The sequence below is a fragment of the Exiguobacterium sp. PHA03 genome (genome assembly GCF_041945985.1).
GTDB lineage: Bacteria > Bacillota > Bacilli > Exiguobacteriales > Exiguobacteriaceae > Exiguobacterium_A.
In genome coordinates, this window is the sequence record NZ_JAUTYQ010000001.1 from 1,404,689 (window position 1) to 1,419,821 (window position 15,133).

Annotated in this window: 13 protein-coding genes and 1 other annotated feature; of the genes, 2 read left to right on the forward strand and 11 right to left on the reverse strand. The window is 44.2% G+C overall.

All coding sequences use genetic code 11. The annotated features are described in order from the left end of the window. Positions 1 to 37: 37 nt before the first annotated feature. From Q7C19_RS07535 to Q7C19_RS07555, 5 genes are all read right to left on the reverse strand, one after another. The gene (locus Q7C19_RS07535; protein WP_035406602.1) at positions 38 to 991 is read right to left on the reverse strand and encodes an ABC transporter ATP-binding protein; all 954 of its coding nucleotides are present in this window, start codon (positions 989 to 991) and stop codon (positions 38 to 40) included. Next, complete coding sequence (locus Q7C19_RS07540) at positions 991 to 2,064, reverse strand: ABC transporter ATP-binding protein (protein WP_035406599.1); 1,074 nt, start codon at positions 2,062 to 2,064, stop codon at positions 991 to 993. The genes Q7C19_RS07535 and Q7C19_RS07540 overlap by 1 nt, the downstream gene beginning before the upstream one ends. A 32-nt stretch (positions 2,065 to 2,096) precedes the next feature. Then, the gene (gene opp3C, locus Q7C19_RS07545) at positions 2,097 to 3,128 is read right to left on the reverse strand and encodes an oligopeptide ABC transporter permease (protein ID WP_035406596.1); all 1,032 of its coding nucleotides are present in this window, start codon (positions 3,126 to 3,128) and stop codon (positions 2,097 to 2,099) included. Next, positions 3,128 to 4,054 (reverse strand): oligopeptide ABC transporter permease, encoded by a 927-nt coding sequence (gene opp3b / locus Q7C19_RS07550; RefSeq protein ID WP_035406592.1) that lies wholly within the window; start codon positions 4,052 to 4,054, stop codon positions 3,128 to 3,130. The genes opp3C and opp3b overlap by 1 nt, the downstream gene beginning before the upstream one ends. A gap of 332 nt (positions 4,055 to 4,386) precedes the next feature. Continuing rightward, positions 4,387 to 6,000, reverse strand: a complete 1,614-nt coding sequence (locus Q7C19_RS07555) for a peptide ABC transporter substrate-binding protein (protein ID WP_375091919.1) — start codon at positions 5,998 to 6,000, stop codon at positions 4,387 to 4,389. A 272-nt stretch (positions 6,001 to 6,272) separates the two neighbouring features. Between Q7C19_RS07555 and Q7C19_RS07560 the strand changes: the two genes are divergently transcribed. Both Q7C19_RS07560 and trpS read left to right on the forward strand, forming a co-directional pair. Next, positions 6,273 to 6,653 (forward strand): DUF3899 domain-containing protein, encoded by a 381-nt coding sequence (locus Q7C19_RS07560; RefSeq protein WP_375091920.1) that lies wholly within the window; start codon positions 6,273 to 6,275, stop codon positions 6,651 to 6,653. 56 nt (positions 6,654 to 6,709) lie between these two features. Then, positions 6,710 to 6,916 (forward strand) — a binding site (T-box leader). A 51-nt stretch (positions 6,917 to 6,967) separates the two neighbouring features. Then, entirely contained in the window at positions 6,968 to 7,969 is a 1,002-nt protein-coding gene (gene trpS / locus Q7C19_RS07565; RefSeq protein WP_056062436.1) for a tryptophan--tRNA ligase, read from the forward strand. A 98-nt stretch (positions 7,970 to 8,067) separates the two neighbouring features. Here trpS and Q7C19_RS07570 read toward each other — a convergent pair whose 3' ends face one another. The 6 genes from Q7C19_RS07570 to greA all read right to left on the reverse strand — a co-directional run bounded on the left by Q7C19_RS07570 (position 8,068) and on the right by greA (position 15,086). Further along, complete coding sequence (locus Q7C19_RS07570) at positions 8,068 to 9,711, reverse strand: peptide ABC transporter substrate-binding protein (RefSeq protein WP_294740592.1); 1,644 nt, start codon at positions 9,709 to 9,711, stop codon at positions 8,068 to 8,070. A gap of 205 nt (positions 9,712 to 9,916) precedes the next feature. After that, positions 9,917 to 11,473: a peptide ABC transporter substrate-binding protein gene (locus Q7C19_RS07575; protein WP_290772603.1), complete on the reverse strand. Its 1,557-nt coding sequence runs from the start codon at positions 11,471 to 11,473 to the stop codon at positions 9,917 to 9,919. A 97-nt stretch (positions 11,474 to 11,570) separates the two neighbouring features. After that, positions 11,571 to 12,809, reverse strand: a complete 1,239-nt coding sequence (gene fabF, locus Q7C19_RS07580; RefSeq protein WP_035406574.1) for a beta-ketoacyl-ACP synthase II — start codon at positions 12,807 to 12,809, stop codon at positions 11,571 to 11,573. Position 12,810: 1 nt separating this feature from the next. Then, the gene (locus Q7C19_RS07585; protein WP_290785222.1) at positions 12,811 to 13,755 is read right to left on the reverse strand and encodes a beta-ketoacyl-ACP synthase III; all 945 of its coding nucleotides are present in this window, start codon (positions 13,753 to 13,755) and stop codon (positions 12,811 to 12,813) included. A gap of 106 nt (positions 13,756 to 13,861) precedes the next feature. Beyond that, positions 13,862 to 14,560 carry a 5'-methylthioadenosine/S-adenosylhomocysteine nucleosidase gene (mtnN, locus tag Q7C19_RS07590; RefSeq protein WP_029342223.1) on the reverse strand — a complete coding sequence of 233 codons (699 nt, stop codon included), beginning with the start codon at positions 14,558 to 14,560 and terminating at the stop codon, positions 13,862 to 13,864. A 52-nt stretch (positions 14,561 to 14,612) separates the two neighbouring features. After that, the gene (gene greA / locus Q7C19_RS07595; RefSeq protein ID WP_029342224.1) at positions 14,613 to 15,086 is read right to left on the reverse strand and encodes a transcription elongation factor GreA; all 474 of its coding nucleotides are present in this window, start codon (positions 15,084 to 15,086) and stop codon (positions 14,613 to 14,615) included. Positions 15,087 to 15,133 lie beyond the last annotated feature (47 nt).

The window sequence follows — 15,133 nt, forward strand, 5'->3', positions numbered from 1 at the left end:
CCACGATCAACGTGGAAATGCCTTTTGTTTTAAACAATTATACGAGTTGCGCTTGATATGCTTCCAGTTCTGCATCCGTCATCGAAACAAAATGACCTGGTTCGATTTCACGAAGTGGTGGAATGCTTGAATCTTCATCTGATTTACCAACAGGTCCACTCGTCGGACGATCATAAACGATCCGCTTACGTGTACGCTCGTGCTCTGGATCCGGAAGAGGAATCGCAGACAAGAGCGATTTCGTATAAGCATGGACCGGATTCTCATATAAGCGATCCGCACTACATAGTTCAACGAGGTGACCTTGGTACATAACACCGATACGATCCGAGATATATTTTACCATCGATAAGTCGTGGGCGATGAACAAGTAAGTCAAACTACGGTCACGCTGCAGTTTTTTCATCAAGTTGACGACCTGCGCTTGAATCGATACGTCAAGTGCCGAGATTGGCTCATCCGCGATGATGAAGTCCGGTTCTACAGCAAGCGCACGCGCGATTCCAATCCGTTGACGCTGACCACCCGAGAACTCGTGTGGGTAACGGCTCGCATGTTCTTTCGTCAAACCAACTGTTTCGAGTAAATCGTACACACGGTTATTCCGCTCGTCTTTCGACTTTGCTAGACCATGAATATCAATTCCCTCAGCGATGATATCACCGACTGTCATCCGTGGGTTAAGTGACGCATAAGGGTCTTGGAAAATCATTTGCATCGCACGGTTGAACTTCAGTTTATCTTTACGCGACTTTTTACCATGAACGTTTTCACCTTTGAACATGACTTCGCCGTCTGTCGCCTCATACAATCCGATGATTGAGCGACCAGTCGTTGATTTACCACAACCCGATTCACCTACAAGACCAAGTACTTCGCCTTCATAGATATCGAATGATAAACCATCAACCGCTTTAACGACACGTCCGCGTCCAATGTTGAAGTGTTGCTTCAAGTTTTTTACTTCAAGTAATTTATTACGGTTTTCCATTATTTCAGACCGCCTTTCAGAAGCGATTTCGCGAATACGCTATCTGGGCGGTATTTCAACGCCAGATCCCGAATTGCAAGTGGTGGCTCAACATACGGTGCTTGTGGGTGGAGCAACCATGTCGCCGCTTCGTGAGTATCTGTAATTTTGAAGAAAGGAGGTTCTTTTTCAAAATCAATCTTCATTGCATATTTATTTCGTGGTGCAAACGCGTCACCGACTGGTGGATGAAGTAAGTTAGGTGGTGTTCCTGGAATCGCCGGTAAATCTTGTGAACGGTCATCCGATGGACGTGGCATTGAACCAAGGAGTCCCCAAGTATATGGATGACGTGGCTCGTAGAAAATCTCATCGACTGTACCCTTCTCAATTAATTTACCTGCATACATGACCGCTACACGATCGGCCATATTCGCTACGACGCCTAAATCGTGCGTGATGAAGATGATCGCTGTACCCGTTTTTTGTTGAATGTCTTTCAACAACTCGAGGATTTGCGCTTGAATCGTAACATCGAGTGCTGTCGTCGGCTCATCGGCAATCAAGACTTTCGGATTACAAGCAAGTGCGATTGCGATGACGATCCGTTGACGCATCCCACCAGACAATTGGTGTGGATATTGTTTCAGACGTGCTTCTGGGTTTGGAATCCCTACAAGCGTCAGTAATTCAAGCGTACGTTTTTTAGCAGCATCACCTGTCAATCCTTGGTGACGTTTTAAACCTTCGGCAATCTGTTTGTAGATCGTCATTGTCGGGTTAAGTGATGTCATTGGATCTTGGAAGATCATTGCGATATCACGACCGCGTACTTTTTGCATTTCTTTATCGGAAAGCTTAACCAAATCGCGACCTTCGAATAAGATCTCACCTTTTGTGATTTCACCTGGCGGATTTGGAATCAGACGCATGATGGCTTTTGAAGTAACCGATTTACCAGAACCGGACTCACCAACGATTGCGAGTGTTTCACCTTTTTTTAAATCGAACGATACTCCGCGGACGGCTTGAACCGTCCCGGCGTACGTATGGAAAGCGACATTCAGGTCGCGGACTGACAAGATTGTTTCCATTTTGGATGAGCTCCTCTCTAATCTAATATTTGTTAGCGACGTAGACGTGGATCGAACGCATCACGTAATCCATCTGCCAACATGTTGAAGCTGATCATGAGGAGTACGAGCACTGTCGATGGAACGACGAGCAAGAAAGGAAACGTCTTAAGTTCTTTGTACCCTTCATTGATCAGTGTACCAAGCGACGGTTGCGGTGGTGCAAGCCCAAGACCGATGAAGCTTAGGAAAGCTTCGAAGAAGATTGCCCCAGGAATCGTGAACATGAGCGAGATGATGATTGTACCCAAGGTATTTGGAATCAAATGCTTGAAGACTAAACGTGCGCTAGAAGCACCAAGTGTACGTGCTGCGAGAACGAATTCTTGGTTCTTTAGTTTCAGGATCTGACCACGAACGAGTCGACTCATCCCGATCCAACCAGTAATCGTCATCGCGAGGATGATCGTCGTGATTCCTGGTTCAAGAATCAAGATGAAGAGGATGATCAGGATTAAGTTCGGTACCCCTGTCAGGATTTCCGCGATCCGTTGCATGATATTATCGACGCGACCGCCGTAATAAGCTGAAATACCACCGTATGTGACACCGACGAGAACGTCAATAAGCGCTGCCATCAAACCGATGAAGAGTGAAATTTTAGTCCCTTCCCAGACACGTGACCAAAGATCACGACCAAGGTGGTCCGTACCAAACCAATAATTTTCTTTTACTTGTTTTTGTTTATAAAAATCGATTGGTGTCTCACCAAGTGTTGCCATACCATCAAAGCCAGCCCACTCTAATCCTGTTACTTTAGGTGGAAGTTTAGCTTGAGTGATTGTTTGGGTATAAGCATCTTTACCAGAGATTGCAGGACCCGCTAATGACATGATGGCAATCACGATGATCAAGACAAGAGAAATGATCGCTGCTTTGTTTTTACGCAAGCGCATCCAAGCATCCTGCCAAAAGTTTAAGCTTTTACCGGCAATTCGTTCACCGGCTTGTTCATTGAACTCAACTTGTTGAAACAATGATGAATCGAACTGTTCCGCTTTTGCATTTGAATTTTGTTCAGCCATTATTTACTACCCCCCAAACGAATCCGTGGATCAACGACACCGTATAGCAAGTCGACGATTAAAATCATGAGAATGAAGATTGCCGAGAAGAACAGCGTCGTACCCATGATAACTGTATAGTCATTTTGTGTGATTGACGATACGAACAACTCACCAAGCCCAGGTACAGCAAAGATTTTTTCGATGACAAATGTACCTGTAATCAATGCAGCAGTCATAGGTCCAAGAATCGTAATAGCTGGAATCAATGCATTCCGAACCATGTGTTTCCAAGTGATTGATTGACCATCTAGGCCTTTTGCTTTAGCTAACGTGACGTAATCCTGACCTGTAACCTCAAGCATTTCCGTCCTTACGAATCGGGCAATCGAGGCGGTGACCCCAAGAGACAACGAAATCGTTGGTAGAATCGTATGCGCCGGACTTTCCCAGAACGCTACTGGCAAAGCGCCCCATTTCACGCCGACATAATACTGAAGGAGTGAGGCGAATACGAAAGATGGTACTGAAATCCCGAGAACCGAGATGAACATTGCTCCGTAGTCGACAACTGTGTTGTGGCGAAGTGCAGCAACTACACCAAGTACGAGACCTAATAGTACACCAAGTACGAGTGCTTGAACTCCAAGTTGAGCCGATGGTCCAATTCGTTCAGAAATTAAATCTGTAACTGGACGGCTGTCATATTTGAACGATACACCAAGGTCTCCTTGGAATAAGTTAACCATGTACGCTGCATAGCGTTGTGGTAGTGGATCATTCAAATTGTACTTATCCCGAAGGATATTCAACTGTTCAGGAGAAAGTTTCTCCTGGTTCTGGAATGGTGAACCTGGTAGCAGATCCATCAGGAAGAAAGTGAACGAAGCGATGAGTAAAAACGTCAATACGCCGTAAACCAGGCGTTGAGCTAAATAACGGCCCATAAGATGGCACCCCCTATAAAGATTTTCTGTTTTTTTCGAAACATCAATAAAATCAGTATGACCCACAATTGTCGGAACATTCAAGAATTTTGTTATAAAAATTTAAAATTCTTTTTAATTGTGCTTTGATTCGATGTTCGATCAGACGCTTTTTTAACGTCGTCCAATAGTCAGAATTTTTCGTTTGATTCCATTATACTTTGCTAACAAAGTAATTAGAACCACTTTTTTACGAAAATTTCACATTTCCGCTAAAAATGAGTTTCCGTTCATTCAAAGTAGTATAAAACAGGAGCGCACCCGAACTGACTTAGGGACGCTCCCGTTCTCGATTACTTCACATCAACATATTTGTATTGGAAATCTGCTCCGAACAATTGACGGTTGAAATCTTTGACCGTCGGACGGCTCAAGTATGCAGAACCCGCTTGATAGATTGGTGCGATGGCTTGATCTTTTTCAATCAATTGCGCCTCAGCTTGTTTGAACAAATCTAAACGCTTCGTCAAGTCTGACTCATCGTTTGCCGCGTTTAATAATTTATCATACGCAGCTGATTTGTACTTCACGTCATTTTGGCTGTTCGTTGATTCGAAGATGGACAGGTTAGACATTGGATCTTGATAATCTGGACCCCAAAGTGAGTAAGAGATTTGATAATCTCCTTTTGTTTCAAGATCGAGTTTGTTCTTGAACGGCTGTTGTTTGATCGAAACCGTGACGTTCGGAAGATTCTTCTCGATTTGACCTTTCATGTACTCACCGATTTTCTTCGCATCTTCACTATCGAACGAAAGCAATTCAATCGTCGTTTTCTTATCGCCATTTGCTTTTTTCCAAAGATCTGCTGCTTCTTTCGCGTCACGGTCGAACCAGTTGATGTCGCTCGTGTAGTCTTTGCCTGATGCATCTTTGACGAAGTCTTTTGGAATGAAGCTTGTTGTTGGAATCGAACCGTTCGCAAGAAGCGTATCCGTGATCCCTTTTGGATCGATCGCACGAGCGATTGCTTTACGCGCATCGACATTTTTCATCGTTTTATCTTCGTTGTTGAATTTCAAGTAAGCGATCGAAGAGCGAAGCGCTGTCTTGAATTCAGGTTTCGATTTGTAAGCTTCAACTTGCTCTGAAGTTAGACCTGCGTAATCGATTTCGTTTGAATCATACAAGTTTGCGACTGTTGACGTATCTTTAACGACACTAATCGTGACTTCGTCGAGTTTGACAGCATCTTTATCCCAGTAGTTGTCGTTTTTCTTCAGAACACGTTTTGAATCCGTTTTCCAAGATTCCCAAACGAAAGGACCGTTGTAAAGCAATTTATCTGGTTTAAGCGAGAAGTCTTTTTCGTTTTTCTTGTAGAAGTCTTCACTGATTGGTGTATACGTACCGAACGATGTCAGTGAGAGGAAATACGGAGCTGGACGCTCGAGTTTTACTTCTAACGTTTTATCATCGATTGCTTTAACACCGAGTTCATCAACAGGCTTTTTACCTTGTGTGACATCAGAGCCGTTTTTTAACGTGTCAAAGATGTACGAGTAACTAGAACCTGTTTTTGGATCAGCAGCACGTTTCCAAGCGAATTCAAAATCTTGTGCTTTGACGGGTGAACCGTCTGACCATTTCGAATCACGAAGTGTGAACGTATACGTCAAATTGTCACTTGAGATATCCGTTTTTTCTGCAAGTGCTGGAATCGCTTTTCCGTCCTTGTCTAAACGATAAAGACCTTCCATCGTGTTTCCGATCATGTTGAAAGCGACGGAATCCGTAGCTTTCGCTGGGTCCACTGTCGTGATGTCCGAAGTGTCCGTTAAACGTAGATTTTTCTTGCCGTCTGTCGAACCTGAATCTTTGTCTCCGCCACCTGTCGAACATCCAGCAAGCACAGCGCTTCCTGCAAGCATGACTGATAAAGCGAGACCGACTGTTTTTTTGTTCATCGGTAAGTCATCTCCTTTTCAATTTCCAAGTTGCCATAATGCCTATGACATCAATAACGTCCCGTCGAAACTGCAATGTATTCCCCAAAATGCATTGACCTAGTTTCAAAAACTTAAACGAAGTGATAAATTGATTTTATGTGAGAATAGCATTAACGTCAAGTGAATAGTCACACTATTTGCTATTTTGCATCATTCGTTTGTTACCGATTCGTAACAGCGTTAAAAGTTTCGTATACTAAGAATATCTATGTACGTAAAGGGGGATTTTCATGCGATCGACGTATTTCCGACCAATCATCGTTGCGGTCATTCTTGTTCTGCTTTACACGATTTGGGCAACTATGACGGATTCGACTCACAGCATCTTGTATCATCTGTCTGGTGGTTTATTCATAGCAGGATTCTTGTTAGTTGCAGTAGGATTCTTCTCGAATATGTCTGCTAACGGTTTCTTCCGTGGCATGACAGCTGGATTCAAAAAGCAGCGGGAAGCGAAGTTGCGAGAGATTGATGGCGATTATTACGAAGATGAAGACGAGGAGGAAGAAGTGCTTCGCAAAAAGCAACGCCGTGCTTCAGCACGGACGAAACCCTATGTCTCAAGCGGTATCATCTTCATCGTCGTCTCACTGATCATCTCATATTTTTAAACGAAATCAACGTGACGCTCTACCTAAGGTATGGTAAACTCAAGCTAATCAAACAAGAAAACACGATGACAAAGAGTAGTAACTTAGATCCATTCCTCTCAGAGAGTCCATGGTGCTGAAAATGGACAGGTGATGCCTAAGTGAATGGACTTTCGAGTGGCTGATTCGAAAACAAGTAGAGTCAGATGGGTTTGCCCATTACAGCAAATTGAGCGGCTATGTACATAGCAACTTGGGTGGCAACGCGATGACTCGTCCCTTGATTTTCAAGGGGCGTTTTTTATTTTGATTTTATTATTTGGAGGGATTTCATTATGAAAACGATTTTCTCAGGTATCAAACCAACAGGAACGGTCACACTCGGAAATTACTTAGGTGCCATGAAGCACTTCGTGAACTTACAGGATGGTCATGATGCGTATTATTGCGTCGTCGACCTGCATTCGATCACGGTCGATATCGATCGTGTTGAACTGATGAACAATACACGCGCCCTTGCTGCTCTTTATATCGCAAGTGGTCTGAACCCAGAAAAATCAACGATTTTCGTTCAATCAGAAGTCAAAGCGCACGCGCAACTCGGCTGGATGTTGACATGTCTTTCCGGTATGGGTGAACTAGAACGTATGACGCAATATAAAGATAAATCACAAGGAAAAGAGCGGATTGGTGCAGGGTTGTTCGTCTACCCGACGCTCATGGCAGCTGATATCCTTCTCTACGACGCGGAACTCGTTCCGGTCGGTGACGATCAAAAACAACACATTGAGTTAACGCGCGATTTAGCCCAACGATTTAATAGCCGCTATTATGAGACGTTCACATTACCAGAACCGATCATTGCGGAATCAGGTGCCCGGATCATGAGTTTGACGACGCCAGATAAAAAGATGTCAAAATCTGATCAAAATCCGAAAGGCTTCATCTCGATGCTTGACGCACCAGATGTCATTCGTAAAAAAGTGAAATCAGCTGTCACAGACTCAGAAGGCATCGTAAAATTCGATCGTGAAAACAAACCAGGTGTGTCGAATTTACTTGAGATCTATTCCCTACTCGCTGGTATCTCGATTCCAGCTCTTGAAGCAAAATACGAGGGCTCGAATTATGGAACATTCAAAGCAGATGTCGCAGAAGCGATCATTGCGGAACTCGAACCGATTCAACAGCGCTATTATGAATTGATTGACTCTGAAGAGCTTGATCAGATTCTCGACGCTGGACGTGATCGCGCAGAAGCAGTTGCTGCCAAAAAACTCGCGAAGATCGAAAAGGCAATGGGCTTACAACGGAAACGTGCGAAAGTAAAAAAATAATTCGTCCTCTACGCGAAAGACCGGGATGTCCCGGTCTTTTTTTATATTACAGATAAAAAACGGCTTCCGAATCAAATCGGAAGCCGTTTTTATTTTGCTTATTTTCCTTCGATTGAAGCCCATTTGTATGAGAAGTCTGCGCCGAAGTTATGCTCGACGACTCCTTTAACGTATGGTTTAACGAGGAATGCGCGTCCACGCTGATAAACAGGTGAGATCGCTGCTGAATCAAGAAGGATTTTTTCAGCTTCTTGCAATTCAGACCAACGTTTTGCTGCATCTGTTTGTGTTTGTGCATCTTTGATGAGTTTATCGTACTCTTTGTCCGACCATTTTCCACGGTTGTATGGTCCGCCTGTAACGAAGAGATCGAGGAACGTCATTGGATCTTGGTAGTCAGGACCCCATCCTGCGAGTGAGAACTGGAAGTCACCTTTGTTTTCAAGATCAAGTTTGTTTTTGAATGGTTGTTGTTTGATCGTAACCTTCATACCTGGAAGGTTTTTCTCAAGTTCACCTTTCAAGAACTCACCGATTTTCTTCGAATCATCGCTATCATAGTTCAAGAGTTCAAGATCAACCGATTTTTGACCGATTTCTTTGAGACCCTCTTCCCAAAGTTTTTTCGCTTCGTCAGCATTGAATTCGTTGAATCCAGGATACTTGTCGCGGAAATCTTTTCCGTCAGCATCTTTTGCGAAATCTTTAGGTACGAGGTAGTTTGCTGGAAGTGATCCGTTTGCGAGGATGACATCCGTGATTCCTTTTTTGTTGTAACCCATGTCGATCGCGCGACGGATTTTTTCGTTATCAAGTGCTTTTACCTTTGTGTTGAGGTAAAGGTAGAAGATTGTTGATTCACCTTTTGTTTTGAACTCTTTATTGTCTTTGTACTGAGCAACAAACTCAGAAGTTAGACCTGTACGATCGATATCACCTTTTTCGTACAAGTTGACACCAGTTGCTGTCTCTTTGACGACCTTAACGTTGATCGTTTTAAGTTTAACGGCATCTTTATCCCAGTAGTTATCGTTTTTAACCATTTTCCAGCCTTGCTCACGTGTCCATTCCGTTAACTTGAATGGTCCATTGTAAAGCGACTTGTCTGCAGTCGAACCAAAGTCTTTTCCGATTTTCTTCGAGAGTTCTTCTGATTTCGGCATGAATGGTCCGAATCCAGTGAGTCCGAGGAAATAATCTGCAGGTGCTTTTAATTTAACTTCAAGCGTTTTGTCATCGACCGCTTTAACGCCGACAGCATCACGATCGCCTTTTTTCGTGTTATATTCTTCTGCACCTTTAATGTTGTAGAAGACATATGCATACTGTGAAGCGTTCTCTGGGTTGAGAACTTCTTTCCATGCATATTCAAAGTCTTTTGCCGTGATTGGTGTACCGTCAGACCATTTCGCATCACGTAATTTGAACGTGTATGTTAATTTGTCATCTGAAACCGTGTGACTTTCAGCGATACCTGGAGTCGGTTGCTGCTTGTCATCTAGACGATAAAGACCTTCCATCGTGTTGTTCAACACGTTGAATGAAACTGAGTCTGTAGAAGTCGTCGGGTTGAGTGTCGGGATATCCGAACCTTCGATCAAGTTAAGTGTTTGATCATTTGATTTCTTGCTTGAACCTGTGTCGCCCGATTTGTCGCCTGAATCCGTTGTCGAACAAGCTGCGAGGAACGCACTTGATACGAGTGCTACCGATGTAGCTAAAGCAAAGCTTTTCTTCTTCATGTTACGATGACCCCCCTAGGTTTCTAAAAAAATGATACTGTCAGGTTTTTGACCGAAAAAAAAAGAATTACTATATTCGAATCAAACCCTTCGTTACAAATAGTTTACAATGTTCTGATAATTTTGCAAACCTTTTATCCGATTTTTCTAAATATTTTTTCAAAAAAGACTGGGACCTTAAGAAATAATGGTCCCAGTTAAGTGATTATTTTAAAATTTTCATCGAGCGGAGTAGGTATTCCGGTCCATAAATCGGTACTTCAATTCCTTGAATCGTATCAGAAACATATAATTTCTCAGTCGTCTGATACAAAGGAACGACGACAGCATCCTGATGGATTAACCGTTCTTCGGCTCGATGATAGAGTGCTTGTTTTCGTTTTATCTCTTTTTCTTTTCTTGCTTTTTCAACTGTCTGGTCGTATACCTTGGATTGATAATTCACCGAATTTAAAGGATTATCTGAGACGAACTGATTTAAATAGGCTAGCGGTCCTGGATAATCTGGCATCCATCCAGTCAAAGTCATCGCATATCGTGATGATTGTTCTTTGTCGATTTTCTCTTCAATCGCGACTGGCTTAAGAATGATATCAATCTCAGGTATTTGTTTCTCAAGATAGGTTTCGAGTTGTTCCCCAATCCGTTTTGCTTGTGGATCATCAAAATTAAGCATCTCAATTTGTTGTTTACTATGTTCTTGTGATTTTTCAGGTTTCTCTTGAACGGATTCTGACATCAATACGTTCGTATCCGTGACGACGAATCGATTCGTCGGAATACCTGCATATCCTAAAGGAAGTTGAACCGATTCTTTTTCCATCAAGGCGTGAGCAATCCGCTTTCTGAGTGTCGTATCGCGGAACGTGTCATTTTTTTGATTAAAGGCGATATAAAAGACACCACTCCGCTTTTTTTGATAGGTCGGTCGTGAAACCTGATCACCTTGTGTTTCGACACTTTCTTGTAATGGAAGGATAGCCGCCTTGCTTTTCTCATACGAACTCCATTGCGTCTGATGATCGGGAGTGATACGGCTTTCTATTTTCGCTACTGTGACAACGTTTTGCTGATGATACTGATCATTTTTCTTAAGCGTATATCCGCTTTTCGACATTTTTTCTAGTGTAAATGCACCATTTCCAACAAGTTCTTCCCACTTCTTTGATTCCGGTTGTGGATAGAAGACGGACATCGCAAGTAATTCCTTTAGATTCGAAACCGGCTGATTCAACGTGATGATGAGTTGATTGCGTCCTTTGGCTTTGACTCCTAAACGCTCTGGTTTCATTTTTCCATCATTGACGGCGCGTCCATTTTTAAATACTTCGAACAAGAAACCATACGGTGAATTGGTTTGATTAGCAGCGATACGCCGAAAACTATCGACGAATTGCTGCGCCGTAATCGGCTGACCATTGGCATCCTTCGTTTCTTTGAGTTGAATCGTATACGTCAATCGATCTTTCGAGACTGACATATCCTGCGCTAAACCTCGACGGACCGATGTTCCGGAAGTAAAGACATATAATCCTTCATACAATTGCGCTAAAAGTGTCTGTGAACGACTATCTGTCGCCAGCGCAATATCTGACGTTTTCGGAAGCGATGATTCAATCAGTTCGACTTTTGCTGTTTTTGTTTCGTTACTTGTTTTAGTTTCTTGAGACGACGACAGACGATATATGAGCATGCCACTAAGTGCAATCAGTAAAAATAGGAGCAGTGCCATGATCGATGTCTTTTTTGTGATGTTAGCCATAAACGACTCCTTTCTGCGTCAAACACGCATTTCTCTATTGAATCAGAATTTCATCAAAAAAGCGACCCCCTTGATGTTTCAAGGGAGTCGCTTGAGCTTAAGCTTCATACCGTTTGAAGACGAGTGATGCGTTGTGTCCACCGAACCCAAGCGAGTTGCTGAGCGCATAAGTCATTTCGACGTGACGTGAACCTTCTGTCACGTAGTCGAGATCACAGCCTTCACTCGGCTGTTTCAGATGGATCGTCGGGTGAACTGTTTGTTCTTGTAACGATTTAATTGTTGCAATCGCCTCGACACCACCTGCTCCACCAAGTAAGTGACCGATCATCGATTTCGTTGAGTTGACGACGAGTTGTTTCGCTTGTTCACCAAAGACACTGTGAATCGCTTTTGTTTCAAGAATGTCGTTCATCGGTGTGCTCGTTCCATGAGCATTGATGTATCCGACTGCCTCCGGAGTGATGCCCGCATCTTGAATCGCCATCGCCATCGCGCGTGCTCCACCGTCTCCGTCTGGATCCGGAGCTGTGATGTGGTACGCATCAGCTGTTAATCCATACCCACTGACCTCTGCATAGATTTTTGCACCACGTGCTACCGCATGCTCGTATTCCTCAAGAATCAGGATACCTGCGCCTTCTCCCATGACGAATCCGTCACGTCCTTCATCAAATGGACGACTTGCCGTTTCAGGATCGTGATTCGTCGACATCGCTTTGTTGGCACAAAAACCAGCAAATGCTAAGTTCGTGATCGGTGCTTCCGCTCCACCAGCGATCATGACATCCGCATCGCCACGTTCGATGACACGCAGTGCTTCTCCGATGGCATTCGTTCCTGAAGCACATGCAGTGACGGAACAGTTATTCGGTCCCTTGGCTCCGGTATAGATCGATACCTGACCGCTTGCCATGTTCGGAATCATCATTGGAATGAAGAATGGGCTGACACGACGGTGTCCACGTTCAAAGTAGATTTTCGCTTGTTTCTCGATCGTCTCAACGCCACCGATTCCAGATCCGATCCAGACCCCAGCACGTTCTGCAATTTCTTTAATGTCGATTCCAGCATCTTTTACAGCTTCCAGGCTAGCGACAAGTGAATAATGAACGAAGCGATCCATTTTCCGTGCTTCTTTCGCCTCAATGAATTCTGTGACATCGAAGTTCTGTAATTCGCCCGTAACCTTCGTTGGATACTCATCGATATCAAGACGCTCCATCGGACGAATTCCGTTCGTTCCTTCTTTTAATGCATCCCAGAATGTATTCGCATCATTCCCGATTGGTGTCAATGCCCCGATTCCTGTGACTACAACGCGTTTTCTCATCATCTTATGTGTTCTCTCCTTTAGTCCAAGTAATATATGCTGCTCCCCAAGTCAATCCGGCACCGAAGCCAGCAAGTACAAGTTTCGTACCTAGTGTCAGACGACCTTGCTTACGTGCTTCTTCGAGTGCGAGTGGAATCGAAGCAGCAGATGTATTCGCATGCTCATCGATCGTAACGATGACCTTTTCTTGCGGAATGTGCAGTCGTTCACACGCTGCATCGATGATGCGTAGGTTCGCCTGATGCGGAATCAAGATATCGACATCTTCAAGCGTGCTGTCTGCTTTTTGAATGACCTTCTCAACGATTTCCGGTAATTTACGAACGGCGAACTTAAAGACTTCGCGACCGTTCATCTCGATTGGTCCATCGATATCCTTAAACAACAGATGGGCTCCACGTCCGTCTGTTCCGAGTTCAAAAGCATTTAATCCCTCTTGCTCAGTTTGTCCGATGACGACCGCTCCTGCACCATCCCCGAATAAAATCGCTGTCGACCGGTCTGACCAGTCAACAATACTCGACATTTTTTCGGCACCGATGACCAGTGCATGTTTTCCTTCGACTGTTGATAACATGCTTGCAGCTGTTTGTAATGCGAAGATGAATCCACTACAGGCCGCACTGATATCAAAAGCGGTCGCCCCTCGTGCTCCCAGGCGCTCTTGAACGATACAGGCTGTAGAAGGGAACGCACGTCCTGTTGCCGTTCCGACAACGATCAAGCCGATGTCCTCTACTGTCAATCCAGCATCATCAAGCGCTTTCTGAGCCGCTTCTGTCGCTAAGTCTGTTACATCCACATCATCGGCTGCAATTCGTCGTGCCCCGATTCCTGTTCGTGTCCGAATCCATTCATCACTTGTGTCGAGCGTCGTTGCTAGCTCATCATTCGTTACGCGACGTGATGGCAAAGACGTTCCTAATCCTACAATCCCGATCTTCATAAGGCATCCCCTTTTGTTATTAGTATCTGGTACTAATATAAAGCGTTAATTTGCTTTTGTCAAAGAAAAAAGGAAGAGCAAGGTCTCCCGTGCCCTTCCTTCTACCTCATTCTGCTAACGTCCGAACGACTTCCATGACCATTTTAGCGGAATTGATTGACGCAATCTCGAGGAATTCATCAAACGAGAGTGACGCTTCTTCATTAGCGCTATCTGAAATCGAACGTGTCACGACGAACGGAACACCAAACTGATGACAGACTTGTGCGATTGGCGCAGCTTCCATCTCGACGGCTGCGACTTCTGGGAAGTGCGCCTTGATTTGAGCAGAACGCTCTGAATCATGGATGAATGAGTCACCTGTCGCGATCAATCCATGAACGACACGAATTGCATCCATGCGCTCGATGACAGCTTCTGCTGTTGCTACGAGCTTTGGATCTGCTTGGTAGGCAGCTGGCATTCCAGGTACCTGACCATATTCGTAACCAAACGCTGTCACGTCTACGTCATGGTGACGTACTTCTGTTGAGACGACGACATCCCCAACCGTTAAGCCTTCTTTAAATCCGCCTGCTGAGCCGGTATTGATGACAGCAGTTGGTTTGTAGTGGTCAAGCAATAATGTCGTACCGATCGCAGCGTTCACTTTCCCGATTCCTGACTTCAAAATGACGACAGGAACGCTATTCAAGAGTCCTTCATAAAAATGATAGTTTGCAATGACTGTATCTTTACGTTCTGACAACTCGTTGCGCAATAAGTTGACTTCCTCTTCCATTGCGCCGATGATTGCGATTGGCATGGTCCATTCCTCCATCAAACAGAAAGCCGGATTGCTCCGGCTCCTGTGTTCTTTATTTGATCGATGTAATTTTTACTGCGTATTCGCCGCCTGGTGCTGGTACAGAGACTTGATCTCCGACTTGGTGCCCCATTAAACTTTTTGCGATTGGTGATTCGTTCGAAATTTTACCCGTGAACGGATCTGCTTCGGCACTACCAACGATCGTATACGTATCTTCTTCGTTGTCTTCGACACTCAAGAAAGTGACTGTCGTTCCGATACCGACGACTGAGATATCCTTCTCTTCTTCCGAGATGATGGCAACGTTGCGAAGCATCTCTTCCAGTTGAGCAATCCGGCCTTCGACCATTGCTTGCTCTTCTTTTGCTGAATCATACTCTGCGTTCTCTGAAAGGTCACCGAACGAACGGGCAATCTTGATGTTCTCGACGACTTCTTTCCGGCGGACTGACTTCAATTCATTCAATTCATTTTCAATGTTCGCTTTACCTTCAAGCGTCATGTAGTATTGCTTTTCTGCCATTTTTGTCACGCTCCTTTTTATTCCACTAGTATAGTATATTCACATCT

Coding starts and splice junctions, on each gene's coding strand:
- greA (WP_029342224.1), bottom strand. CDS start 15,086: ATGGCAGAAAAGCAATACTACATGACGCTTGAAGGTAAAGCGAACATT.
- fabF (WP_035406574.1), bottom strand. CDS start 12,809: ATGATGAGAAAACGCGTTGTAGTCACAGGAATCGGGGCATTGACACCA.
- Q7C19_RS07585 (WP_290785222.1), bottom strand. CDS start 13,755: ATGAAGATCGGGATTGTAGGATTAGGAACGTCTTTGCCATCACGTCGC.
- opp3b (WP_035406592.1), bottom strand. CDS start 4,054: ATGGGCCGTTATTTAGCTCAACGCCTGGTTTACGGCGTATTGACGTTT.
- Q7C19_RS07560 (WP_375091920.1), top strand. CDS start 6,273: ATGCGATCGACGTATTTCCGACCAATCATCGTTGCGGTCATTCTTGTT.
- trpS (WP_056062436.1), top strand. CDS start 6,968: ATGAAAACGATTTTCTCAGGTATCAAACCAACAGGAACGGTCACACTC.
- Q7C19_RS07540 (WP_035406599.1), bottom strand. CDS start 2,064: ATGGAAACAATCTTGTCAGTCCGCGACCTGAATGTCGCTTTCCATACG.
- mtnN (WP_029342223.1), bottom strand. CDS start 14,560: ATGCCAATCGCAATCATCGGCGCAATGGAAGAGGAAGTCAACTTATTG.
- Q7C19_RS07570 (WP_294740592.1), bottom strand. CDS start 9,711: ATGAAGAAGAAAAGCTTTGCTTTAGCTACATCGGTAGCACTCGTATCA.
- opp3C (WP_035406596.1), bottom strand. CDS start 3,128: ATGGCTGAACAAAATTCAAATGCAAAAGCGGAACAGTTCGATTCATCA.
- Q7C19_RS07555 (WP_375091919.1), bottom strand. CDS start 6,000: ATGAACAAAAAAACAGTCGGTCTCGCTTTATCAGTCATGCTTGCAGGA.
- Q7C19_RS07535 (WP_035406602.1), bottom strand. CDS start 991: ATGGAAAACCGTAATAAATTACTTGAAGTAAAAAACTTGAAGCAACAC.
- Q7C19_RS07575 (WP_290772603.1), bottom strand. CDS start 11,473: ATGGCTAACATCACAAAAAAGACATCGATCATGGCACTGCTCCTATTT.